The sequence below is a fragment of the Arthrobacter sp. KNU40 genome (assembly GCF_051515115.1).
Classification (GTDB): Bacteria; Actinomycetota; Actinomycetes; order Actinomycetales; family Micrococcaceae; genus Arthrobacter.
The window spans coordinates 4,954,661-4,976,213 of sequence record NZ_CP195850.1 but is presented as its reverse complement, the minus strand read 5'-3'; the positions used below and the strand labels follow the sequence as shown (position 1 = coordinate 4,976,213).

General features: G+C 64.0%; 23 protein-coding genes. 16 read left to right on the top strand and 7 right to left on the bottom strand.

Features of this window, described 5'->3' with window-relative positions:
• The first annotated feature begins 6 nt into the window (after positions 1 to 6).
• The 5 genes from ACSKT0_RS23225 (at position 7) to ACSKT0_RS23205 (ending at position 3,138) form a co-directional block, all read left to right on the top strand.
• Positions 7 to 438, top strand: coding sequence for a MarR family winged helix-turn-helix transcriptional regulator (locus ACSKT0_RS23225; RefSeq protein WP_437771827.1), 432 nt, complete (start codon positions 7 to 9; stop codon positions 436 to 438).
• Positions 439 to 490: 52 nt separating this feature from the next.
• Positions 491 to 1,033 carry a hypothetical protein gene (locus ACSKT0_RS23220; protein ID WP_437771826.1) on the top strand — a complete coding sequence of 181 codons (543 nt, stop codon included), beginning with the start codon at positions 491 to 493 and terminating at the stop codon, positions 1,031 to 1,033.
• A 114-nt stretch (positions 1,034 to 1,147) separates the two neighbouring features.
• A complete protein-coding gene (locus tag ACSKT0_RS23215; RefSeq protein WP_437771825.1) occupies positions 1,148 to 1,873 on the top strand; it encodes an SDR family oxidoreductase in 726 nt (241 codons plus the stop codon).
• Between the two features lie 45 nt (positions 1,874 to 1,918).
• Positions 1,919 to 2,827 (top strand): helix-turn-helix transcriptional regulator, encoded by a 909-nt coding sequence (locus tag ACSKT0_RS23210; RefSeq protein WP_437771824.1) that lies wholly within the window; start codon positions 1,919 to 1,921, stop codon positions 2,825 to 2,827.
• Positions 2,824 to 3,138 (top strand): carboxymuconolactone decarboxylase family protein, encoded by a 315-nt coding sequence (locus tag ACSKT0_RS23205; RefSeq protein WP_345448124.1) that lies wholly within the window; start codon positions 2,824 to 2,826, stop codon positions 3,136 to 3,138. The genes ACSKT0_RS23210 and ACSKT0_RS23205 overlap by 4 nt, the downstream gene beginning before the upstream one ends.
• Before the next feature lie 48 nt (positions 3,139 to 3,186).
• Here ACSKT0_RS23205 and ACSKT0_RS23200 read toward each other — a convergent pair whose 3' ends face one another.
• The gene (locus tag ACSKT0_RS23200; protein ID WP_437771823.1) at positions 3,187 to 3,630 is read right to left on the bottom strand and encodes a hypothetical protein; all 444 of its coding nucleotides are present in this window, start codon (positions 3,628 to 3,630) and stop codon (positions 3,187 to 3,189) included.
• A 62-nt stretch (positions 3,631 to 3,692) separates the two neighbouring features.
• Positions 3,693 to 4,787 (bottom strand): hypothetical protein, encoded by a 1,095-nt coding sequence (locus ACSKT0_RS23195; protein WP_437771822.1) that lies wholly within the window; start codon positions 4,785 to 4,787, stop codon positions 3,693 to 3,695.
• 237 nt (positions 4,788 to 5,024) lie between these two features.
• Here ACSKT0_RS23195 and ACSKT0_RS23190 point away from each other — a divergent pair, with 237 nt between their 5' ends.
• Complete coding sequence (locus tag ACSKT0_RS23190) at positions 5,025 to 5,966, top strand: NAD-dependent epimerase/dehydratase family protein (protein WP_437771821.1); 942 nt, start codon at positions 5,025 to 5,027, stop codon at positions 5,964 to 5,966.
• Here ACSKT0_RS23190 and ACSKT0_RS23185 read toward each other — a convergent pair whose 3' ends face one another.
• Together ACSKT0_RS23185 and ACSKT0_RS23180 are read right to left on the bottom strand one after the other, a co-directional pair.
• Positions 5,967 to 6,671, bottom strand: a complete 705-nt coding sequence (locus ACSKT0_RS23185; RefSeq protein ID WP_437771820.1) for an alpha/beta fold hydrolase — start codon at positions 6,669 to 6,671, stop codon at positions 5,967 to 5,969.
• A gap of 72 nt (positions 6,672 to 6,743) precedes the next feature.
• Positions 6,744 to 8,663, bottom strand: a complete 1,920-nt coding sequence (locus ACSKT0_RS23180; protein WP_437771819.1) for an FAD-binding monooxygenase — start codon at positions 8,661 to 8,663, stop codon at positions 6,744 to 6,746.
• Between the two features lie 201 nt (positions 8,664 to 8,864).
• Between ACSKT0_RS23180 and ACSKT0_RS23175 the strand changes: the two genes are divergently transcribed.
• The 7 genes from ACSKT0_RS23175 (at position 8,865) to ACSKT0_RS23145 (ending at position 16,013) form a co-directional block, all read left to right on the top strand.
• Positions 8,865 to 10,322, top strand: a complete 1,458-nt coding sequence (locus ACSKT0_RS23175; protein ID WP_437771818.1) for a fumarylacetoacetate hydrolase family protein — start codon at positions 8,865 to 8,867, stop codon at positions 10,320 to 10,322.
• Complete coding sequence (locus ACSKT0_RS23170) at positions 10,315 to 10,989, top strand: GntR family transcriptional regulator (RefSeq protein ID WP_437771817.1); 675 nt, start codon at positions 10,315 to 10,317, stop codon at positions 10,987 to 10,989. Before ACSKT0_RS23175 ends, ACSKT0_RS23170 begins: the two co-directional genes overlap by 8 nt.
• A gap of 55 nt (positions 10,990 to 11,044) precedes the next feature.
• Positions 11,045 to 12,571 (top strand): 5-carboxymethyl-2-hydroxymuconate semialdehyde dehydrogenase, encoded by a 1,527-nt coding sequence (gene hpaE / locus ACSKT0_RS23165; RefSeq protein ID WP_437771816.1) that lies wholly within the window; start codon positions 11,045 to 11,047, stop codon positions 12,569 to 12,571.
• A gap of 141 nt (positions 12,572 to 12,712) precedes the next feature.
• A complete protein-coding gene (hpaD, locus tag ACSKT0_RS23160) occupies positions 12,713 to 13,801 on the top strand; it encodes a 3,4-dihydroxyphenylacetate 2,3-dioxygenase (RefSeq protein ID WP_437771815.1) in 1,089 nt (362 codons plus the stop codon).
• A 53-nt stretch (positions 13,802 to 13,854) separates the two neighbouring features.
• Positions 13,855 to 14,640, top strand: coding sequence for a 2-oxo-hept-4-ene-1,7-dioate hydratase (hpaH, locus tag ACSKT0_RS23155; protein WP_437771814.1), 786 nt, complete (start codon positions 13,855 to 13,857; stop codon positions 14,638 to 14,640).
• Positions 14,625 to 15,461: an HpcH/HpaI aldolase family protein gene (locus tag ACSKT0_RS23150; RefSeq protein WP_437771813.1), complete on the top strand. Its 837-nt coding sequence runs from the start codon at positions 14,625 to 14,627 to the stop codon at positions 15,459 to 15,461. The genes hpaH and ACSKT0_RS23150 overlap by 16 nt, the downstream gene beginning before the upstream one ends.
• Before the next feature lie 117 nt (positions 15,462 to 15,578).
• Positions 15,579 to 16,013, top strand: a complete 435-nt coding sequence (locus ACSKT0_RS23145) for a hypothetical protein (RefSeq protein WP_437771812.1) — start codon at positions 15,579 to 15,581, stop codon at positions 16,011 to 16,013.
• A gap of 103 nt (positions 16,014 to 16,116) precedes the next feature.
• Here the strand turns inward: ACSKT0_RS23145 and ACSKT0_RS23140 are convergent, their stop codons facing one another.
• Positions 16,117 to 16,647: a hypothetical protein gene (locus ACSKT0_RS23140; RefSeq protein WP_437771811.1), complete on the bottom strand. Its 531-nt coding sequence runs from the start codon at positions 16,645 to 16,647 to the stop codon at positions 16,117 to 16,119.
• A gap of 293 nt (positions 16,648 to 16,940) precedes the next feature.
• On the opposite strand from ACSKT0_RS23140, the gene ACSKT0_RS23135 reads away from it, so the two are divergent.
• Entirely contained in the window at positions 16,941 to 18,149 is a 1,209-nt protein-coding gene (locus ACSKT0_RS23135) for an aspartate transaminase (protein WP_437771810.1), read from the top strand.
• A 45-nt stretch (positions 18,150 to 18,194) separates the two neighbouring features.
• Positions 18,195 to 18,869 carry a 4-carboxy-4-hydroxy-2-oxoadipate aldolase/oxaloacetate decarboxylase gene (locus ACSKT0_RS23130; protein WP_059388748.1) on the top strand — a complete coding sequence of 225 codons (675 nt, stop codon included), beginning with the start codon at positions 18,195 to 18,197 and terminating at the stop codon, positions 18,867 to 18,869.
• Between the two features lie 167 nt (positions 18,870 to 19,036).
• Here ACSKT0_RS23130 and ACSKT0_RS23125 read toward each other — a convergent pair whose 3' ends face one another.
• A complete protein-coding gene (locus tag ACSKT0_RS23125; protein ID WP_437771809.1) occupies positions 19,037 to 19,258 on the bottom strand; it encodes a hypothetical protein in 222 nt (73 codons plus the stop codon).
• A gap of 134 nt (positions 19,259 to 19,392) precedes the next feature.
• Positions 19,393 to 20,325 carry a LysR substrate-binding domain-containing protein gene (locus ACSKT0_RS23120; protein ID WP_437771808.1) on the bottom strand — a complete coding sequence of 311 codons (933 nt, stop codon included), beginning with the start codon at positions 20,323 to 20,325 and terminating at the stop codon, positions 19,393 to 19,395.
• A gap of 439 nt (positions 20,326 to 20,764) precedes the next feature.
• Here ACSKT0_RS23120 and ACSKT0_RS23115 point away from each other — a divergent pair, with 439 nt between their 5' ends.
• Positions 20,765 to 21,553: a LamB/YcsF family protein gene (locus ACSKT0_RS23115; protein WP_437771807.1), complete on the top strand. Its 789-nt coding sequence runs from the start codon at positions 20,765 to 20,767 to the stop codon at positions 21,551 to 21,553.

Genomic DNA, 21,553 nt, shown 5'->3' with positions numbered 1-21,553 from the left:
GGCAGCATGCACTCACAGCCCCCTGATTCTGCCGACCTCGGGGATCTCTTCCATGCCGCTTTCCGGGGGCTGCGCCGGACCTGGGCCGAGCAGCTCTCGCCCTGGGAGCTGACGCCGCACCAGTGGCGGGCGCTCATGACACTGATGCGCCCGGCGCCCGGGGAGCCGATGCGACTGAAAGACCTGGCGGAACGGCTGCGCATTGCGCCGCGTTCGGCCACGGAAGTGGTGGATCAGCTGGAGGTCAAAGGCCTCGTCCGTCGTGATCCGGACCCCACAGACCGGCGGGCCACCCTTGTCGCCGCAACACAAACCGGGCAGCAGCTCTTCGCGAAGGTCAGCGCCGAACGGCGCGGCAAGTCCTCCGAGTACTTTGCCCGGCTGAGCGCAGAGGATCGCGCCGAGCTGGCCCGGATTCTGGGGCAGCTCGGGGATTGAGGCCAACGCCGCTTCCCTCCCAAGTTGCCGCGGAGTAGGTAGAGTCGAAGCCATGACTCGCCGGAAGGTTCCAGTTGCCCTCGTCGCGCTCCCTTTCGCGTTGTGCCTGATCGTACTTGCGCCGGCGGGGCCCGCAGGGGCCGCAAACTGCGATTCGCAAGGGCTTCTAGGGGTGGTCGGCATGTGCTCTCCCAGCAGCTCCCCGTCTCCTCGGCCGACGGGCAAAGCAACGCCGTCCGCCACGGCCAGCCCACCGGTCCAACCGCAACCCCTGCCGGATCCCGGCGTCGCAGTTCCTCCGGGTGGCGTTTCGACGCCCTCGCCGGCGGTGACGGCCGTACCGGCACCCACCCAGGTGGCGCCACCTGCCGCAACCGTCGCTGCAGGGCCTTCGCCGATCGTGTCCAGCCCGAGCCCCTCGACGCAAAATTCAGCCTCGGCGGTGGCCGCCGACCGGGTCGACTCCGGCTCGACCGCACAGAGCGACCATCCCGTCGCTCCAACCGTCTCAGTGGCTGGAATCCTGGTGGCCTTCGGTGGAACCCTGATCGCCGCGGGCGGAGTGGTGGGCCTCAGAAGATATCCGCCGCTCTGATCCCGGACCCCGGAGTTCATCGGGAAACAGGTAATAGCGGACCCTGCCTCATTCCGATGTGCGTTCCTAGGATTGAAAGCGAGTAGGCAAGCTTTCACGGAAGAGGGACACATCATGGGTACTGGACAAGGACGGGTTGCCGTCATTACTGGGGCGTCGTCGGGAATCGGGGCCGCCACGGCGCGGTCCCTCGCCGCAGACGGTTACCGTGTCGCCCTCCTCGCACGGAGGTCCGACCGGATCCAGGCGTTGGCTGATGAGCTCGGGGACGCTGCTATTGCCATTGAGGCAGATGTTACCGACCGCAGCTCCCTGGTGGCCGCCGCGGAGCGGGTCAAGGCAGAGTTCGGCGGGACCGACGTGTTGGTGAACAACGCGGGGATCATGCTGCTGGGTCCGTTCTCTTCGGATCAGCAGGAGGACTACCGCCAGATGATCGAAGTCAACCTGATCGGGGCGATCACAACGACGGAGGTCTTTTTGGACCAGCTCCGCGATGGTGGCGGGGACTTGGTCAACATCTCTTCTGTCGCCGGCAGGACGGCCAGGCCTGGCAATGGCGTCTACGCCGCGACGAAGTGGGGAATGAACGGTTGGTCCGAATCGCTCCGGCAGGAACTTCAGCCCGGGGTTCGGGTCACAGTCATCGAACCCGGGGCGGTTGCCACCGAGCTTCCGAGCCACATCACGCACGAGCAGACCCGGCAGGGCGCCGAGGCGTTGTACAGCCAGGTGACTGTAACGGCAGAGGACATCGCCGAAGTCATCGCGTTCGCCGTCAGCCGCCCGCGGCGCCTGACCATCAACGAGATCCTGCTCCGCCCCGCCGGCCAGGCCTGAATCAGCGGACCCGTGCGTCGCCGTCGTCGAAATTAAGGTAATGAAATGGACAACAGGACCGAGGTGCAGGACTTCCTGACGTCGCGTCGCGCCCGGGTTGCACCGGAACAAGCCGGGATTCCCGTCTATGGACGTAGCCGGCGCGTCAAGGGCCTTCGCCGGGAGGAAGTGGCGATGCTCGCCGGCGTGAGCGTTGACTACTATGTGCGCATGGAACGCGGCAACATCTCCGGTGTCTCTGAGAGTATTCTCGACGCAGTCGCGCGCACGCTCCAGCTGAGCGAGGTTGAGCACGCCCACCTCTACGATCTCGCCAACACAGCCAACAGCAGCGGGGCCCGCCGCGCACGTCCTGCGGCGCACCACGTACGTCCGGCTGTGCAGCGCATAATCGACTCGATCGCCGCACCGGCCTGGGTCAGAAACGGCAAAGCCGATTTCCTTGCCGGCAACCGTCCGGGACGGGCGCTCTACGCGCCGATCTTCGTCGATCCCCGACGGCCGGGAAACACCGCTCGATTCCTATTCCTGGACCCGCGCGCCGGAGACTTCTATCCCGATTGGCCGGAAATGGCCCGCGGCATGGTCGCAACCCTTCGCGCCGAGGCCGGCAAGCACCCCTACGACAAAGGCCTCACCGACCTCATCGGCGAACTCGCGACCCACAGCGAACCCTTCCGCCAGCTCTGGGCTTCACACGAAGTCCTCGTCCACCGAAACGGCACCAAGCGCCTTCGGCATCCCGTTGTTGGTGATTTGGAACTCACGTACGAGGCCATGCAACTGACCACGGATGAGGGCCTCACCCTCCTCATTTATGCCGCCGAACCGGGTTCCCGGTCCGAGGAAGGCCTCCGGCTGCTCAACAGCTGGGCACCCCAGGAGGACGCTGAGGAGGCTGAAGGCGGACCCTTCGCTCCCCTGAATGAACCACTAACAAGGAGAACCCAGTGACTGAACAATCCCGTGCCCAACAACTCGTCGGAGACATCTCGCCCAAACTTGCCTCCCTGACCGACGACGTTCTCTTCGCTGACGTCTGGGAACGGTCCGAACTGGCCAAGCGGGACCGGAGCCTCATTACCGTTGCCTGTCTCGTGACGAGCGGCAGCACCGAACAGCTTTTCGGGCACCTGCGTCTTGCGAAGGCCAACGGACTGAGCGAGGCCGAATTGAGCGAGGCGATTACGCACCTGGCGTTCTACGCGGGCTGGCCGAAAGCGATGTCCGCCATGGCAGTCGCCAAGCAGGTGTTTGCCGAGTAGCCAAGGTCTGAGGCGCTTGGCGCCCTTCTTTCCCTGTTGCTGCCGAAGTCAGGCCTCCGGGGCCTGCCCTTGGAGGGAGGCGATCTGTGCACGCGCGGCCGCGATGAGTTCCTCATTCGTGTTGGCGTGGCCCTTGAGGCCCCAGCCGCCGTCGGGGGCTTCCGTGAGGAGGACCCAGGTTCGATCGGGAAGTGTCGGATCAGCGGCCGCCGTCGCAACGAGCGCGGTGAGCTGTTCGACCAGAGCGAGCTGCTTTTCGCGGTTCAATGCGCCCGCGTTCGTGAGCACCTGGACGCGAACGTAGTTGCTGTCGCCGTCGACATTCGACAGATCCCCCTCGGGGAGTTCGTGGATGAATGCCGCAGTGTTCTTGCGGAACATCGGGATGTCCGGCACCTGCTCCACGCGCATCACCGTCGACGCCAGATCAATGGCGAGCTTGTGCTTGTCTGCAAAGGTCCCCGCCGTGGCGTAAACGTCGATCATGGGCATGATGCATCTCCTCTTCGGTGCAGGTCAATGGTCATTTGTTGTGCCATCCTCGCACCTTGCTGTCACCGTGTCTTCCTCTGGGCAATCATTTGCGGGTCGTCCGGCTTGACGTCCTTGGAAGTGCGGTTCTTCGGCCGGTGCGGCATGATCGGTTCGGACGCGAAGCGCCGTGGGCCACTCCACATTGATGGCGGGGCATCGATCGCGTAGGCAAGGGCGTATGCGACCTTTTCGTAGTTGACGCGCCAGCCCCTGAAATGAGGCCACGCTTGTTCGGCCGTCACCTCAACGGGGTAGTCGACTGTCCGCATGAGCTCCACGGCGGCTTGAAAGTCTTCGAATTTCACGTCGATTTCGGAATCGGGATCGGGGTCTTCATCGACCGGGATACGAATGGCCCGCGCCACCTGATTCAGGCAGGTGAACCCCATCCGGAGGACCAACCGCGCGCGGGTGCTCGGGGCAGACCCCGGACTCAGGGATAGCTGCAACGCGGCCGCGTCCATGACGCTGAGGAGGGAGTTGAGCCAGTTGGATTGCGGCGAAGGTGAGCGGAACCACACCAAGGTGAGGTAGGTGCTGTGTGATTCGGCCACATCTGCGGCCCACCGCTCCCACGTGCGGTAGAGCTCGCTGAGTTCGCTGGTGCTGGTTTGGGCGGCCATACCAAACCGCGTGCGCACCAGAAGCTCCGGCCCCCATGAGGGCGAGCCTGCCCTCGAAACCAGGAGCGTTACCTCTGCTTCCCGCCTGTTGAAGGCTGCATAGAGCGTAGGCAAGTAACCGATCTGCAAAGCGATGACGATCAATCCGGTATACGCGGCAACGTAAACCAACACCGTGTTGCCGACATTCGACGGGGCAGCGTAGCCGAGGGTGAACATCGCGGAGCCGGCTTCGCTTGAGGCTTGCCAGAAGTCGCCGTCGACGAAGGGAAGGAGTAGGAGGCTGAACGACAAGTCGAACAGGATCACCCAAACCAGGAGGCGGACGAAGAGCGCCATCGGAGACTGCCAGGCAAGGATTCGATCACGCACTTCGTACGAGGTGACGGGTTTTGTGATGGCAAAGAAGATTTTCGCAGTGACCAAATGGGTCACCCGTGAAAGGTTGCTGTGCAGCGGACGTGGCACGATCAGCGTTCCGATCACACTCATCCAGTTCAGGAGCAACCCAAGCAACCCGACTGAAAAACACGCCCACACTATTACAGTCAATGCGCTCTTTCGACATTGTTGGACACCAATTCAGCTACTGACCACCGGTAGGGACAAAGCTGGTGAGGCTCGTATCATTCATTCCACCCTCGGATCTTGTCAAGGGTGACGAGCTGCGTCGTGTTTAAGTGCGACCCCACCAGCAAAGCATCGCCGAAGAGTTAAGGAGAAACCATCGTGGCACACCATCTCATCCTTGGCGCGGGACTCGTAGGCGGGACGCTCGCGAGGCAGCTCTCCGCCCGTGGAGACGAGGTAACACTCGGCACGCGCAGCGGCACTACGGTTCCTGGCGCGAGTCCAGTGAAGCTGGACGCCAGCAACCCGGCCGAGGTGACAAAGGCTGCGCGCGGAGCCGCCACGATCTTCGTTTGCACAAACCCGCCTTACACCAACTGGGTAGCCGACTGGCCGCCGATCTTCGACGCCGTGATCACTGCGGCCCGTGACTCCGGGTCCGCGCTTGTGCTCATGGGTAACCTCTATGCGTACGGGCAGCCGGCCGGCCCGATGACCGAGCACTCACAGCTCGCCACCACCGAGAAAAAGGGCCTGGTACGCAAGGCGGGTTGGGAGAAAGTGCTCGCCGCACACGAACGCGGTGAAATCCGGGCCGTGGAGGTTCGGGCCAGCGACTACTTCGGTCCTGGCGCTGCGGGGATGTCGACACACCTCGGCGGTGGTTTTTTCGAACCGCTCTTGGCCTCGAAGACGGCGCGCGTCGTTGGGGACCCGGCACTCGAGCACAGTTGGAGCTTCCTTCCCGATATCGCCGCGACGCTGATCGCTGCTGCAGACCACACGGGCGATTGGGGGCGTGCCTGGCATGTGCCGAGTGCGTCGGTCCCGCGCACGGAAATCGTGCGGCGGGTAAATGAGCGGTGGGGCGTGAATGGCCGGGTCGCCTCGATCCCGCAATGGTTTCTCAGCGCTCTCGGCGCAGTCGTTCCCATGATGCGCGAGATCTCAGCCTCAAGCTATCAATTCAGGATGCCATTCGTGGTCGACTCCACGGAGACGCAGAAGATGCTGGGTGTTACGGCAACGCCCTGGGACGAGGCTTTGGAGGCCACAGTGGACAGCTACCGAAAGCCCTCATCGAGACATTCAGCGCAATGACTAACCCCTCCGCTCAACCGCCGCAAGAATTGCTTTCCCGAGCTCTATCGGCTTGGTGAACTGGGGCCAGTGTCCGGTGGGCAGATCCATGAATTCGACGTCGTTGATGCGGGCGAGCTCGGCCACGAAGGGGTGGCCGGATTCGATCCATTCGCCGAGCAGGCTGGACGGGAACTCGCACGCGATGATGGTGGCGGGGACGTCGTAACGGCGAACATCGTGCAAGCGCTGCTTATCTGTGGTGACGTTCTTTGGTTCCGGGATGGCCCGTGCGCGGAAGGCGGCCCGCAGCTCCTCGTTGAGGTCCACGAGATCCTCATTTTCGAAAAGCTCCCATGGTGGCAAGGGCACGGCATCGCCCTCGACTGGCAGTTCGTCGTTGATGACACCGCCCTCGCCGAGCGGGCCGCTATCTACGTAGACCGCCCGGACCACGCGGTCCGGGCGGGCGTCGACGGCTCCGTGGATGATGGCACCTCCGCCGGAGTGGCCGACCAGTACTACGGGATTGCCAACGGCGTCGACCGCCGCCACTACTGCTTCGATGTGATCCCTGAGGCCGATCCCTGACCTCGGGGCGTCAACAGCTTCCAGCCCAGGCAGCGTGAGCGGGTGGACCGTATGCCCTGCAGCAACGAGCGGCGGGGTGACCTCCGACCATGAAGAAGCGTCCAACCAGAATCCGGGAACCATGATGATATCCATGCCGGTACCCTACGACGGGCCACCGACAGAATGAACCCTTGCGTTGGTCCCGCACGCCGGGACGCCAACAGCTCACACTGCCGCGGTCCGTCCCGATCGAAGGAGGGGCGCGAAGAACGCGGCGAGTTCCGCCGTCGCGGTCAAGGGCAACACGTTCGCCACGTACTGGTCCGGCCGCACCACCACCACGACGCCGCCGCGGTCGAGGCCGCGCAGCTCGAAGATGTCAGCCGAAGGATCGGTGCCGTAGACGTTCTCAAGGTACGTGAGCTTGAACGGTCCCACCTGCGGCTTGAATGCCTCCGGCACCGCCCCGATGTCGACGCTCGTGTGTTCCTGCTGGTAGATCACCTTCACGTCGAACCATGCGTCACGGTCGGCGCCCGACGGCGTTGCGGCCAGCGGCGAGTCCGGCGAGTTCGCGATCCACTCGGCAAAGTCGACGACCGGCGAGGTTCCCACTTTTGCCGTCCCGGCAGCTTCGCTTGCGTCCGCGAAGACGTAGATGCGCCACCGTCCGTCCGCCTTGGCCTGGTGACCGAGTTGCACCGGGTTGGTGTCGCAGACGCGCACTACCGGCGCGGACTTGAAGCGCTTGCCGATGGTGAATCCCGTGGCCAGGCCTTGGTGCGTGGGCTCGGCGATGAGCGGCGAGGGGGCGTAATGGGTCATGAAACCGGCAGGGAACTCTGCCGTGCTCACATAGAAGTTCTCGAGCTCAGTGGGATCCTCAAATTCCTCGGGCTTCTTCGCCATGAGCGTGGACCACTCTTTGTCGAAATCGATGAGGTTCTTGGCAACAACTTGGCGCTCGGCGGAGTATGTGGACAGCAAGCTCTCCGGGCTGCGGCCTTCGAGTACGTGCCCGAGCTTCCAGGCCAGGTTGAACCCGTCCTGCATGGAGACGTTCATGCCCTGGCCGGCCTTCGCGCTGTGGGTGTGGCAGGCATCGCCCGTAATGAAAACGCGTGGCGTGCGGGTGCCGCGCTCCTCCGGAAGGACGTCGTCGAACCTGTCCGTGAGGCGGTGGCCCACTTCGTACACGCTGTGCCAGGCGACGTTGCGCACATCGAGCGTGTAGGGGTGGAGGATGTCGTTGGCTTTGGCGATGATCTCCTCGATGGTGGTGTTGCGCACGGAGCGGTTGTCGTTCCGGTCCACCTCGCCGAGGTCGACGTACATGCGGAAAAGATGACCGCCTTCGCGCGGGATCAACAGGATGCTGCCACCGGTGCCGGACTGGATCGCGCACTTCGTGCGGATGTCGGGGAAGTCCGTGACGGCAAGGACGTCCATGACGCCCCACGCGTGGTTGGCCTGGTCGCCGGCGAGCGTGCAGCCGATCGACTCCCGCACCTTGCTCCGGGCGCCGTCCGCCCCCACGACGTACTTGGCCCGGACAACGCGCTCCTGGCCTTCGTTGGGTCCGGCGGTGTGGAGAAGGGTAACCGTGACGGGGTAGTCGCCCTCACCGCTGACCTCGAGGCCGCGGAATTCGTATCCGTAGTCGGGAGTCATGCGGGTAGGGGAGTTCGCCATGAATTCGGCGAAGTAGTCGAGCACGCGCGCCTGGTTGACGATGAGGTGCGGGAATTCGCTGATGTCTCCTGTCGGATCGTCGAGGGCGCGGGCGGTCCGGATGATTCGCGAGGGGTCCGCGGGGTCCGGCTTCCAGAACGCCATCTCGGTGATCCGGTACGCCTCGGCAATGATCCGCTCGGCGAATCCGAAGGCCTGGAAGGTCTCCACGCTTCGGGCCTGGATCCCGTCGGCCTGGCCGATCGCGAGCCGCCCGGGGCGGCGCTCCACGATACGGGTTGTGACGCCCGGGAACTGGGACAACTGCGCGGCGGCGAGCATGCCTGCCGGTCCGCTGCCCACGATGAGCACGTCGACCTCGTCGGGAAGTTCGGCGGGCCTGTCGATGCCGACGCCGGCGGCCGCTTGGACTCGGGGGTCACCGGACACATAACCGTGGTGGTGGAACTGCATGGGCTTTCCTCACTTCATCGTGTGGTTGTTCAATTATAGAACTGTGAATTCTTTATTTGAACCTTGAGTTTGGATTCACACTGTACGGCAGGCGTGGCGGGGGTTACAAGGTCGAGTGCGCCTAAAAAACAGGGGTTGACGTCCCGAAGCTCCGGGGCCATAGTTATCGTATACGATTTCGTACTCGATGAGGAGTGAAACTTGGAACAGGTCACCGACCACACCCTGGCCGCGGCCCGCAAGGTCATCGCGGTGCATATCAACTACCCCAGCCGGGCGGCCCAGCGCGGCCGTACGCCGGAGCAGCCGTCATACTTCCTGAAGCCACCGTCGTCCCTTGCTCTCAGCGGCTCGACAGTAGAACGTCCGGCAGGCTGTGAACTCCTCGGCTATGAGGGCGAGATCGCGCTTGTCATCGGCAAGGCTGCGCGCCGCGTCCGCATCGAGGACGCCTGGGACCACGTCGGGTGGGTCACGGCGAGCAACGACCTCGGCGTCTATGACCTGCGCTACGCGGACAAGGGCTCCAATCTCCGGTCCAAGGGCGGCGACGGCTTCACCCCGGTGGGCCCCGCGCTCATCCCGGCCGCCGACGTCGACCCTTCGGGACTGCGCATCCGCACGTGGCACAACGGCGAACTCGTCCAGGAGGACACCACCGAGGACCTGCTGTTTCCCTTCGCGCGCCTCGTTGCCGATCTTTCCCAGCTCCTCACGCTCGAAACCGGCGACATCATCCTGACCGGCACCCCGGCCGGCGCCTCCGTCGCCCAGCCCGGCGACGTCGTCGAGGTTGAAGTGACCGCCGGCGGGCTCAGCAGCGGCCGCCTGGCCACCACCGTGACGGAGGGTACGGCGCCGTTCGCGGACTTCGGTGCCCGGCCCAAGTCCGATGACACCCAGCGGGAGGAGGCATACGGTTCCCGTGAAGCGGCGGGCCTCGCCGTCGTCGTGCCTGTCCTGACCCCCGAGCTGAAGAAGAAGCTCGAAAGTGTCGCCACGGCCACCCTGTCCAGCCAGTTGCGCAAGCGCGGGCTGAACAACGTGAGCATCGACGGGTTGCAGGCCACGCGCCCGGACCGCCGCGTTGTCGGGCTCGCCCGGACGCTGCGTTATGTTCCCAACCGCGAGGACCTTTTCACGACCCACGGCGGCGGCTTCAACGCCCAGAAGCGGGCCATCGACTCCGTCAACGAAGGCGAGATCCTGGTCATGGAAGCCCGCGGCGAAAAGGGCACCGGGACGGTCGGGGACATCCTCGCACTACGTGCCCAGATGCGCGGCGCCGCGGCCATCATCACCGACGGCGGTGTCCGGGACTACTCCGCGGTGGCAGGACTGGACATGCCCACCTACTTCGCCAACCCGCACCCCGCCGTGCTGGGCCGGCGCCACATCCCGTGGGACACGGACATCACCATCGCTTGCGGCGGGGCCACTATCCAGCCCGGGGACATCATCGTGGCCGACTCGGACGGCATCCTGGTGATTCCGCCGGCGATCGCGGGGGAGCTCGTGGATGAGTGCATCGAGCAGGAGAAGGAAGAGGCCTTCATCTTCGAGATGGTCAAGCAGGGCAATAGCGTGGACGGTTTATACCCGATGAACGCGCAGTGGCGTGCCCGCTACGAACAGTGGGAAGGGGCCCAAGATGACTGAAACCGCCGTCGGGAGCAAGTCCGAGCAGGCCTATGCGGCCGTCAAGGCGCGGATCGTCGAAGGCACCTATTCGCCGGGTTACCGGCTGGTGCTGGCCAAGATCGCCGAGGACCTGGGCGTGAGCGTGGTCCCTGTCCGGGAGGCGATCCGCCGCCTGGAGGCCGAAGGGCTCGTGAAGTTCGAGCGCAACGTCGGCGCCACGGTCTCGGGGATCGATCCGACCGAGTACCTGTACACGATGCAGACTTTGAGCATCATCGAAGGAGCCGCGACGGCGTTGTCCGCACCGCTGATCGATTCCGTGGCGATTGCCCGGGCCCGTGCCGTGAATGGGGAGATGCGCGACTGCCTGGAGCATTTCGATCCGGTCCGCTTCACGGCGCTGAACCAGGATTTCCACAGCGTGCTCTTCGAACACTGCCCCAATCCGCACATCCTTGACCTCGTCCACCGGGGCTGGAACCGCCTCGCCTCGATCAGGGCCTCGACGTTCCGCTTCGTCCCCGGCCGCGCACAGGAATCCGTGAAAGAGCACGAGGCGCTGCTGCAGCTGATCGAAAGCAACGCCGACGCGGACACCATCGAACAAGCCGCCCGCCGGCACCGCAGCGCCACCCTCGACGCGTACCTCGCACAAAGCAACGCGGGGTCACTTAGCGCCCATTAGACGGCTCAACATGGGCCGTAAGTGACCCCGCGTTGCAATAGCAAAGGAGAAAACAATGACGTTCACTGCACCAGAAACCACCTCCCATTACGTCCCGGAGGACCTTCCGGCCCACATCCAGCACTTCATCAACGGCCGGTTCGTTGACTCGGTGGGCGGGAAGACCTTCGACGTACTGGACCCGGTATCAAACACCAACTACGCCACCGCCGCGGCCGGGCAGAAGGAAGACATCGACCTTGCCGTCGCCGCCGCCCGCGAAGCGTTCGTGAACGGCCCGTGGCCGAAGATGAAGCCGCGCGAACGTGCCCGCGTCCTGAACAAGATCGCCGACGCCGTTGAAGCCCAGGAAGAACGCCTCGCCGAGCTCGAAACCTTCGACACCGGCCTGCCGATCACCCAGGCCAAAGGCCAGGCGCTGCGTGCGGCGGAGAACTTCCGCTTCTTCGCGGACCTGATCGTGGCCCAGTTCGACGACGCCATGAAGGTCCCGGGCTCCCAGATCAACTACGTGAACCGTAAGCCGATCGGCGTCGCGGGCCTGATCACGCCGTGGAACACCCCGTTCATGCTCGAGTCCTGGAAGCTTGCCCCGGCCTTGGCCACCGGCAACACCGTGGTGCTCAAGCCGGCCGAGTTCACCCCGCTCTCTGCCTCGCTCTGGGCACAGATCTTCAAGGACGCAGGCCTGCCCGACGGCGTGTTCAACCTGGTCAACGGCCTCGGCGAAGAAGCCGGCGACGCGTTGGTCAAGCACCCGGACGTTCCCCTGATCTCCTTCACCGGGGAGACCACCACCGGCCAGACGATCTTCCGCAACGCCGCAGCCAACCTCAAGGGCCTGTCCATGGAGCTCGGCGGGAAGTCCCCGTGCGTCGTGTTCGCCGACGCCGACCTCGACGCCGCGATCGACTCGGCACTGTTCGGGGTCTTCTCCCTCAACGGAGAACGCTGCACCGCCGGCTCGCGGATCCTGGTAGAGCGCGCCATCTATGACGAGTTCTGCGAAAAGTACGCCGCCCGCGCGAAGAACATCGTCGTCGGCGACCCGCACGACCCCAAGACCCAGGTCGGCGCCCTCGTCCACCCCGAGCACTACGAAAAAGTCGCCTCCTACGTGGAAATCGGCAAGACCGAAGGCCGGCTGCTCGCCGGCGGCGGTCGCCCGGAAAACTTGCCCGCAGGGCTCAACAACAGCAACTACATCGCACCGACGGTGTTCGCCGACGTCGCGCCCGACGCGCGGATCTTCCAGGAGGAAATCTTCGGTCCCGTCGTCGCGATCACCCCGTTCGAGAACGACGACGAAGCCCTCGCCCTCGCGAACAACACCAAATACGGTCTGGCGGCCTACATCTGGACCCAGAACCTGACCCGCGCCCACAACTTCGCGCAGAACGTCGAAGCCGGCATGGTGTGGCTGAACAGCCACAACGTCCGGGACCTGCGCACCCCCTTCGGCGGCGTCAAAGCCTCCGGCCTGGGACACGAGGGCGGCTACCGCTCCATCGATTTCTACACCGACCAGCAAGCCGTCCACATCACCCTCGGCGCTGTTCATACTCCCAAGTTCGGCGCCTAAGCACCGGGCAGCCCAACCCGCCCCGCCCAGCCCAACTAACTCGCACTTGTTGTCGTTATGAGGCTCCAAAACGACACTTACTGCGAGTCAGTTGGGTGGCACTTTCAACACGGACACCCCTTTCAAAGAAGAGAGAACCCCATGACCAACTTCGTCCCCACCCCCACCGTCCCGGCCCCGGATATCGTCCGCTGCGCCTACCTCGAACTTGTCGTCACCGACCTCGCCAAGTCCCGCGAGTTCTACGTGGACCTGCTCGGCCTGCACGTGACCGAGGAAGACGAGGACACCATCTACCTGCGCTCCTTCGAGGAGTTCATCCACCACAACCTGGTCCTGCGCAAGGGACCGGTCGCCGCGGCCGCGGCGTTCGCGTACCGGGTGAAGTCCCCCGCCGAAGTCGACGCCGCCGAGGCCTACTACCGCGAGCTCGGCTGCCGGGTGGAGCGCCGCAAGGACGGCTTCACCAAGGGCGTCGGCGACTCCGTCCGCGTCGAGGACCCGCTGGGCTTCCCCTACGAATTCTTCTACGACGTCGAACACGTCGAACGCCTCACCCAGCGCTACGACCTCTACTCCGCCGGCGAACTGGTCCGCCTGGACCACTTCAACCAGGTCACCCCCGACGTCCCCCGGGGCCGGAAATACCTCGAGGACCTCGGCTTCCGCGTCTCGGAAGACATCAAGGACTCCGACGGCGTCACGTACGCCGCGTGGATGCACCGCAAGCAGACCGTGCACGACACCGCCCTGACCGGCGGCAACGGGCCCCGCCTGCACCACATCGCCTTCTCCACCCACGAGAAGCACAACATCATCCAGATCTGCGACAAGATGGGCGCCCTGCGCATCAGTGACCGGATCGAACGCGGCCCCGGCCGGCACGGCGTCTCCAACGCGTTCTACCTGTACATCCTGGACCCCGACGGGCACCGCATCGAGATCTACACCCAGGACTACTACACCGGGGACCCGGACAACCCCACCGTCACCTGGGACGTCCACGACAACCAGCGCCGCGACTGGTGGGGCAACCCCGTCGTCCCGTCCTGGTACACCGAGGCCTCCCTCGTCCTGGACTTGGACGGCAACCCCCAGCCCGTGATCATCCGCGAGGAAAAGAGCGAAATGGCCGTCACCGTCGGCGCCGACGGCTTCTCCTACACCCGCCAGCCCGACGGCGGCCCCGCAGGAGAAAAGATGGGTTTCAAGGTCGGCTCGCAGCTCTAGGCCCGCAGCCCTCAACGTATGCTGACCGCAGGATGGCCGAATGGAGTGTGGAGATGCTTGACCCGAAGACGATAGAAACCATTGCGGACGAACTGCTGGAAGCAGGCCGGTCCCGGACCCCGGTTCCACGCCTGACTGCCCGCTACCCCGGGATGACGGTGGAGGATTCCTACGCCGTCCAGCAATTGTGGCGCCGCCGCAACGAGGACGCCGGGCGCACGCTCGTGGGCCGCAAGATCGGGCTGACGTCCAAGGCCATGCAGGCTGCCACGGGCATCACCGAACCGGACTATGGCGCGATTTTCGATGACATGGTCCTGGACACCGGATGCTCCGTGCCGTGGGACCAGTACACCCACCCAAGGGTGGAGGTGGAACTGGCGTTCGTGCTCAAGAAGGATCTCTCCGGACCCGGTTGCACGATCTTCGACGTCCTGAACGCCACCGACTACGTGGTTCCGGCCCTTGAGATCTTGGATTCCCGGATCGAGATGGAGGGCCGGACCATCGTGGACACCATTTCGGACAACGCGGCGATGGGAGCCATGGTGGTGGGCGGGCGCCCGGTGCGCCCGGACGCCGTCGACCTCCGTTGGGTATCGGCGATCCTGTACAAAAACCAGACCGTGGAGGAGACCGGCGTCGCTGCCGGCGTCCTGGACCACCCGGCGAACGGCGTGCACTGGCTCGTTAACAAGATCGCCCCGCACGGTGACGGGCTGAAAGCCGGGGAGATCATCCTCGCCGGCTCCTTCACCCGACCGCTCTGGGTGTACAAAGGCGATACCGTCCACGCCGACTACGGACCCTTGGGAGTTGTCACATGCCGGTTCGAGTAGAACCAGACCGCACGTTCCGCGAAGCCTTGGCCATCGCGGACAGGCCCCTGGCCGGGATGTGGGTGTGCTCCGGCAGCCCGCTGATCGCCGAACTGTGCGCCGGGGCGGGTCTGGACTGGCTCCTGATCGACGCCGAACACAGCCCCAACGGCCTCGAATCCATCCTCGCCCAGCTCCAGGCCGTCCGCGGCTACCCCGTCCAGGCCGTGGTCCGACCGCCGGTCAACGACACCGTGCTCCTCAAGCAATACCTGGACCTGGGCGTGCAGGACCTGCTGATCCCCATGGTCAACTCCGCCGCGGAAGCCAAGGCCGCCGTCGCTGCGGTACGCTACCCGCCGCACGGCGTGCGGGGCGTAGGATCGGCCCTGGCCCGCGCCTCGCGCTGGAACCGCATCCCGGACTACCTCGCCCGGGCCTCGGAGACGGTCAGCGTCACGGTCCAGATCGAAACCGAGGCCGCCGTCGCCGCCGTGGAGGAGATCCTGGCGGTCGACGGCGTCGACGCCATCTTCCTCGGCCCCTCCGACCTCGCCGCGTCCATGGGCCTGCTCGGCGAGCAGGAACACCCCAAGGTGCGCGCCGCCGTCGAACACTGCCTCGCCGCGGCGAAGACCGCGGGCAAACCGGCCGGCGTCAACGCCTTCAACGAAGCCACAGCGCGTGCGTATCTGGACGCCGGGGCGAAGTTCGTGCTGGTCGGGGCGGATGTCGCACTCCTGGCGCGCGGCACGGAAGCCCTCGCGGACAAGTTCATTCCAACAGCCCCCGACGGCGGAACCCCCTTTGGCGGGACAGGTGACACGCCGTCGAGCTACTGAACTAGGTAGGTAGTCGGTACTCTTTCGGAGGTCCTTGGACGGAGCTACATTGGATATCCCGAGGCCACTCGGGGGCGGTCGAGGAGGGGGTCGACCGCAATTTCAATGGAGCATGCCGTGGTCCCGCAACCAGATCTCAATCCTCAACAAGCCGCAGCCATCGCCGAATCGCCGGCTGCAAGGCATCCAGGCCCCGTGGAGTACGATCTGCGGGCTGTTTACGTCCCGCAGTCCGGGCTGTTCCTGGATGACGAGGGGCGCGAATTCTTCGTAACCGCCGTGGAATTCTGGGAGCACGCGACGGTAGTCAGTCTGTGCTGGAAACGCAGGCCCATGGCAGGGCAGGGAAGTCCGCCCTTGGTTGCGACGGATGAGCATGACCGGGTGCTGGGCGTGAAGCGCATCTGGAACGTTGGCGCGCGGTCGATCCAACATTTTGAACCGATCTCTACGTCCGCCCGCGCATTGACGGTTCTCATCGCAAGGAAAACGGGAACACAGGAACTGTTTAGCTGCAGGACGCCCGCGGCCAAGAAAGAGCCAACGAAGTGAGCACTCCCAACTGACTCGCAGTTGTTGTCGTTTTGACGCCTCATAACGACAACAACTGTTAGTCAGTTGGGTTAGAGGCACCGTCTGGGCTGGCCCGCGGAGGCTAGGCGGAGCGTGCGGTCCCCCGCGTTGACCGGCGGATATGCTCGGGTGTGAGGCCGGTCAGCGAGGCAAGTTCAAGGTCATCGCAAGCTTGGGTGCGGAGCGCAGTGACAATCAACGCTTCCCGCTGATTAACGATCTGGTCGCGGTGCCTTTCGGCTGTTTTGAGTTGCTCGCTTTTCGCCCTCAGGCCATCCACATGTGCGCCTCGCGGAAGCCCACTCGGGTGAAGGTCGTCATAAGCCAAACCGATAGACCGGACGGCACGCATGTTCTCCCCGGTCACCGCGGAAATTGTGGCCAGGGTGAGCCCGTCTTCAAGGGCCTGGGCGATCATCTCGTTGCGGGCAGCGGTCAATGTCCGGATGGCGCTCGAAGCGTGGGACAGGAGTTGCCTGTGCGCCGCGAGGGCGTGCGTGAGCTTGGCACGCTCCCCTTTGGCCACGGTTTGGGGCCGGGCCGGAGCCTTGGCCCGGTAGGTGTACCTGTCGGTGGCTGACAGGCCCCCAAGGGAGCCGGATTGGGCTGGCAATGGATCCCTTTCTGACTCTTCGCGAACTTCTGATCTATGAAATCTAGGCGGCGTTCGCAGAGCTGCGGAAATACCAATACCGCGTGAACCCATAAGGAAAGTGCATAGAAGATTCCTATATAGCTTGGAAATGTCCCCAAACGAAGCCGGAGCTCCCAAATGGAGCAGGCGGTCATAAGGGTCTCTTATTGATCCACGCACATTAGGTCTTATCCACGGCGCCCGGCAGTGCCTAGTCTCGAAATTGGGGATTCGACACCCGAATCCTGAGTTTCACGATTCTGGAGAAGACAATGTCCGAGTACCTGCCGGCGTCGAGGGTCACACGCATCAAGTCCTCAGCGAGCGTTGCGGCCGCCGCCCGCGTCCGTGAACTACGAGCCGAAGGCATTCCGATCATCGACCTGACCGTCGGCGAGCCGGACTTCGACACCCCCGACCACATCAAGGCGGCCGCTATCGAAGCGATCAACGCCGGCCAGACCAAATACACCTCGGTGACGGGAACGCCCGAGCTGCAGACCGCCATCCTCCGCCGGATTGAAAGCCACACCGGCATGCACTACGAAGCGAACCAGTTGACCATCGGCGGCGGAGCCAAGCAAGTCATCTACGTCGCGCTCATGGCCTCGCTCAACGAGGGCGACGAGGTCATCGTCCCCGCACCGTACTGGGTCTCCTACCCGGACATGGTCCTCGCCAACGACGGCACGCCCGTGATCGTCGCTTGCGGCGAAGACACAGGCTTCAAGCTCACACCGGCCGCCCTCCGCGAAGCCATCACGCCCCAGACCAAATGGCTCATCCTCAACGCTCCGTCCAACCCGACGGGGGCCGTGTACTCCCGCGAAGAATTGCAGGCGCTGGGTGCCGTCCTTGAGGAATTCCCGCACGTCTTCACCCTCACCGACGAGATCTACGACGAAATCCACTTCGGCGACGGCCGGGTGACGAGCCTTGTCACGGCGGTTCCGTCCCTGCGCAGCCGCATCCTGCTGGTCAACGGCGTCTCCAAGGCCTACGCCATGACCGGTTGGCGCCTTGGCTACGGCGTGGGCCCGGCGCCTTTGATCGCAGCCATGAACAAGCTGCAGTCCCAGACGTCCTCCTGCCCGTCGTCGGTCAGCCAGGCAGCTGCGGCTGCCGCCCTGAACGGCGATCAGTCGTTCGTCCGGGACAGCGTGGAGGTGTACCGCAAGCGCCGTGACGTGGCCGTCGAAGGCCTCAACTTCATTGACGGACTGTCCGTCGCCCCGGCCGAGGGCGCCTTCTACGCCTACGTGAACTGCAGCGGCGTCATCGGCAAGACCGCTCCGGACGGCACCCTCATCGAAACCGACCAGGACTTCACGCTGTACCTCCTCAACGCGGCCGCTGTTGCCGTCATCCAGGGCTCGGCCTATGGCCTTGGCCCCTACTTCCGGATCTCCTTCGCCACGTCGCTGGAGACCATCAACGCCGGCGTGGACTCGATCCGCAAGGCAGTCAGCGCCCTCAACTAAGCCCACGGGCACCCCTAGCAGCCAGCCAAGAGAAAGATTCAGAAAATGATCCACGTCAAGACCAAGTTCCAGAGGCCGGACGCCGACGTCGTCAGCCGCCTCGCGGCGTTCTCCTCCGCGACCATCCACGAAGCCCAGGGCCGCCGCGGCGCCCTGAGCTCCAAGATCAAGCCTATCGATCGTTCGATGTCGTTCTGCGGCCCGGCCGTGACCGTGGCGTGCGCCCCGCAGGACAACCTCATGCTGCAGGTCGCCATCCACTACGCCCAAGCCGGCGACGTGGTCCTGGTCGGTGCGCAGGAATTCTCCGACGCCGGAACCTTCGGCGACGTCCTGGGCAACGCCATGAAAGCCAAGGGCATCGCGGCCATGGTGACGGACTCCGGTGTGCGCGACACCCAGGACCTCATCGAACTGGGTCTTCCGGTCTTCTCGGGCAGCGTCTGCATCAAGGGCACGGTCAAGGAAACCCTTGGGCCGATCAACCACCCGCTCGTCTTCGGCGATGAGATCATCTACCCCGGCGACATCCTCCGCGGTGACGCTGACGGCGTCGTGGTGGTCCGCCGTGAAGAAGCTGAAGAGGTCATTGCGCTCTCCCAGGCCCGGGACGACGCCGAACGCGAGCTCATCAAGGCCTACCACGCCGGCGGCACCACCATCGAGTTGTGCGGACTGACGGAAAAGCTGAAGGCCAAGGGACTCCTGGTCGAAGACTGAACCTGTTGCTGAGGGCCGGTCACCGAATGCGGTGACCGGCCCTTTGTGCGCCCGAGAACTCGTGCCCGTTTCCGGGCACGCAGAAGGCGCCTTGCCAGTGGCAGGGCGCCTTGAGTGGTGCGGTGGGATTGAGGAAGCCGACGACGGCGGGTTGCCCCCCAGCCGCTTCAGTCCAGCCCGGGGTGTCCTGACCGCGCGTCGACCAGGTACCACTCGATACTGTGTCCAGCGTGCGCCGGCATGAGGCTTCCTTCGAACACGAAGAGAGGTTCGCCCAGGCCGCCCAAAGGACGCCAGAAACCATTCCTCGGGCAGTGGAATCCGGTTCGCGCACTGATCGATCCACGAGTCGGATTCGAAATCCACTGGGTCTGGCTGATCTTTTTCACCGCTGTTCCTTTGATTGGGTTCACGGAATCCGCGAGCCGCTTTCGAATTACTTGCTAATTCGATAATAGGAAATAAAAATGCCGGTGAATAAGACCAAAGATGTCTGTCCGAATAAGGCAATGTTATGGATGGATCACGCTTCGGCTGGATCGGCCGCGTACTTGCTGATCAATTGTTGCTGGAGCATCTCCTTGACCAGGATGAGCACCGCGGAGGCGGCCTCGGACAGCGGCTCGTGGTCGGGGGTGCACAGGGCAATCTTGCTCTGCAGTGCCGGTTCGACGATCCGCAACACCTTGAAGTTCTCATCAGGGAAGAGCGCATCAGCGGCCGATTTCGGCAGCACGGTGGCGCCGAGGTTTGCGCGGATGAGTCGAACGAGTGACGGAACCGATTCCACTTCCCCTACAAGGCGCAGGGCCAACCCGTGGTCAGCCAGTCCCTTCTCGATGATCTGGCGCAGGGTGTGGTTTTTTTCGGGGAGGAATAGCCCAAGGCTGCTGGCTTCTTCGAGCGTGACCGTTGTTCGACCCTGGGCCACATCGGCGTCCTCATGGGTCACCAAGTGCAGGTCTTCCACGATCATGGTGGTGAACTGCACTCCGCGGATCTTCCCTGGCTCGTAGATCAGGGCCATGTCCAGGCGGCCGTTCTTGATTGCCTCGCTCAGCACGCCGCCGAAGATCTCCGTCAGGTGCACCACAATGTCCGGGTATCGCCTGCCGACCTCGCGGATGATCTGCGGCGTCAGGCTGGAAGCCATGCTGTACGGTGCGATGGCGATGGATACCCTGCCCGACGGCGCGGCCCCGGACGCCGCTACGTCCAGCCGGGCTTGTTCCACGAGCCGCAGGATGGTCTGGGCGTGGCGATAGAGGGTGTGTCCCGCGGCGGTCGGCTCGACTCCTTGCTTGCTGCGGATCAGCAGGCGCTGCTTCAAATCGGTCTCCAGCGCCGACACCTGCTGGCTGAGGGCAGGCTGGGCGACGTGGAGCGCTGCGGCGGCCTTGGTGATGCTCCCCGAATCGACGATCTTTACAAAATATGAGAGCTTCCGCGTATCCATGGGTCTGCCTTCCTCCAAGTCCTCATTGGGGCCTGGATGCCATAAGGAAATTCTATGTAGGGACACACAATCCGTCTTTGTGTGACCTGTCTCTCAGCGACTAATTTGAGATCCACATCCCCATGGTGGCGTTTCCCAACCATTTACTGACAGTTCGTTGACTCCCATCAACCAATTGTCCCGATACCCAAATATACCCCGCCACCAGCTTGTGTGCCGTAGGTCATAACCGGGAGCTATCCCGTGATAGCGAATAGGTCTTTGTGCCCGAACTTCTCTGGTGCGAGACTTCTATCACCAAAGAATTACCGACAGTTCGCCGGATTGAAGAATTTTAGCTAAACAGTTTCAATCGAAAAGGCGGCTGAGTTTACCGGATATTCCTGCCGTTCGTATGGAATATCCCGACCCTAATGCAGAACCGCGGAAAGAGAACCACGTGAACCCGATAATTGATCTTGTAGCGGATCTTGGAGAGGGATTCGGTGCCTACACCATAGGCAGCGACACCGATCTTCTGGAGATCGTTTCAAGCGCCAATATCGCTTGCGGGTTCCACTCGGGCGATCCCGACATCATGGACGCCACCGTCGCCGAATGCGTTCGCCGCGGGGTCGGTATTGGAGCCCACCCGAGCTTCCCGGACCTGCGTGGTTTCGGCCGCCGGGACATGGGCCTGACTGCCAACGAGGTGCGCGCCGATGTCCTGTACCAGCTGGGGGCCCTTAACGGTTTCGCAGCCTTCCACGGAACCAAAGTGACCCACATTGCGCCGCACGGCCGGCTGGGAAATCTCGTCGCCGTCCGTGCGGACTACGCTGCGGCCGTGGCAGAGGCCGCCGCCCGCGTGGACAACGAACTCATCGTGGTCGCACAGGAGGGCGAGTTGGCCTACGCGGCACGTTCGGCCGGTTTGGACGTGGCCATTGTGGGCATCGTCGACCGTGCCTACCAGGAGGATGGGACGCTGGTCCCGCGCAGCCAGCCGGGCGCCGTACTGCACGATCCCTCGGCCATTGTCGAGCGAACCGTCCGCATGGTGTGCGAGGGCAAGATCCGCTGCGCCAACGGCACTGACATTGACATCTCCACGGACACCGTCCTGCTTCACGGGGACAACCCTGGCGCCGTCGAACTCGCCCGGCTCATCCGCTCGGAGCTCATCTTGGCTGGCGTTCGCATCGCCCCGTTGGCAGAGGTCATGGATGCCAAGAGGAAGGCGGCCTGA

What these genes read in the sequence shown, in the direction of transcription:
- hpaH (WP_437771814.1), top strand. Translation starts at nt 13,855, where the DNA reads ATGCTTGACCCGAAGACGATAGAAACCATTGCGGACGAACTGCTGGAA.
- ACSKT0_RS23185 (WP_437771820.1), bottom strand. Translation starts at nt 6,671, where the DNA reads ATGGATATCATCATGGTTCCCGGATTCTGGTTGGACGCTTCTTCATGG.
- ACSKT0_RS23200 (WP_437771823.1), bottom strand. Translation starts at nt 3,630, where the DNA reads ATGCCCATGATCGACGTTTACGCCACGGCGGGGACCTTTGCAGACAAG.
- ACSKT0_RS23195 (WP_437771822.1), bottom strand. Translation starts at nt 4,787, where the DNA reads ATGAGTGTGATCGGAACGCTGATCGTGCCACGTCCGCTGCACAGCAAC.
- ACSKT0_RS23180 (WP_437771819.1), bottom strand. Translation starts at nt 8,663, where the DNA reads ATGCAGTTCCACCACCACGGTTATGTGTCCGGTGACCCCCGAGTCCAA.
- ACSKT0_RS23220 (WP_437771826.1), top strand. Translation starts at nt 491, where the DNA reads ATGACTCGCCGGAAGGTTCCAGTTGCCCTCGTCGCGCTCCCTTTCGCG.
- ACSKT0_RS23210 (WP_437771824.1), top strand. Translation starts at nt 1,919, where the DNA reads ATGGACAACAGGACCGAGGTGCAGGACTTCCTGACGTCGCGTCGCGCC.
- ACSKT0_RS23170 (WP_437771817.1), top strand. Translation starts at nt 10,315, where the DNA reads ATGACTGAAACCGCCGTCGGGAGCAAGTCCGAGCAGGCCTATGCGGCC.
- hpaE (WP_437771816.1), top strand. Translation starts at nt 11,045, where the DNA reads ATGACGTTCACTGCACCAGAAACCACCTCCCATTACGTCCCGGAGGAC.
- ACSKT0_RS23120 (WP_437771808.1), bottom strand. Translation starts at nt 20,325, where the DNA reads ATGGATACGCGGAAGCTCTCATATTTTGTAAAGATCGTCGATTCGGGG.
- ACSKT0_RS23215 (WP_437771825.1), top strand. Translation starts at nt 1,148, where the DNA reads ATGGGTACTGGACAAGGACGGGTTGCCGTCATTACTGGGGCGTCGTCG.
- ACSKT0_RS23225 (WP_437771827.1), top strand. Translation starts at nt 7, where the DNA reads ATGCACTCACAGCCCCCTGATTCTGCCGACCTCGGGGATCTCTTCCAT.
- ACSKT0_RS23135 (WP_437771810.1), top strand. Translation starts at nt 16,941, where the DNA reads ATGTCCGAGTACCTGCCGGCGTCGAGGGTCACACGCATCAAGTCCTCA.
- hpaD (WP_437771815.1), top strand. Translation starts at nt 12,713, where the DNA reads ATGACCAACTTCGTCCCCACCCCCACCGTCCCGGCCCCGGATATCGTC.
- ACSKT0_RS23150 (WP_437771813.1), top strand. Translation starts at nt 14,625, where the DNA reads ATGCCGGTTCGAGTAGAACCAGACCGCACGTTCCGCGAAGCCTTGGCC.
- ACSKT0_RS23130 (WP_059388748.1), top strand. Translation starts at nt 18,195, where the DNA reads ATGATCCACGTCAAGACCAAGTTCCAGAGGCCGGACGCCGACGTCGTC.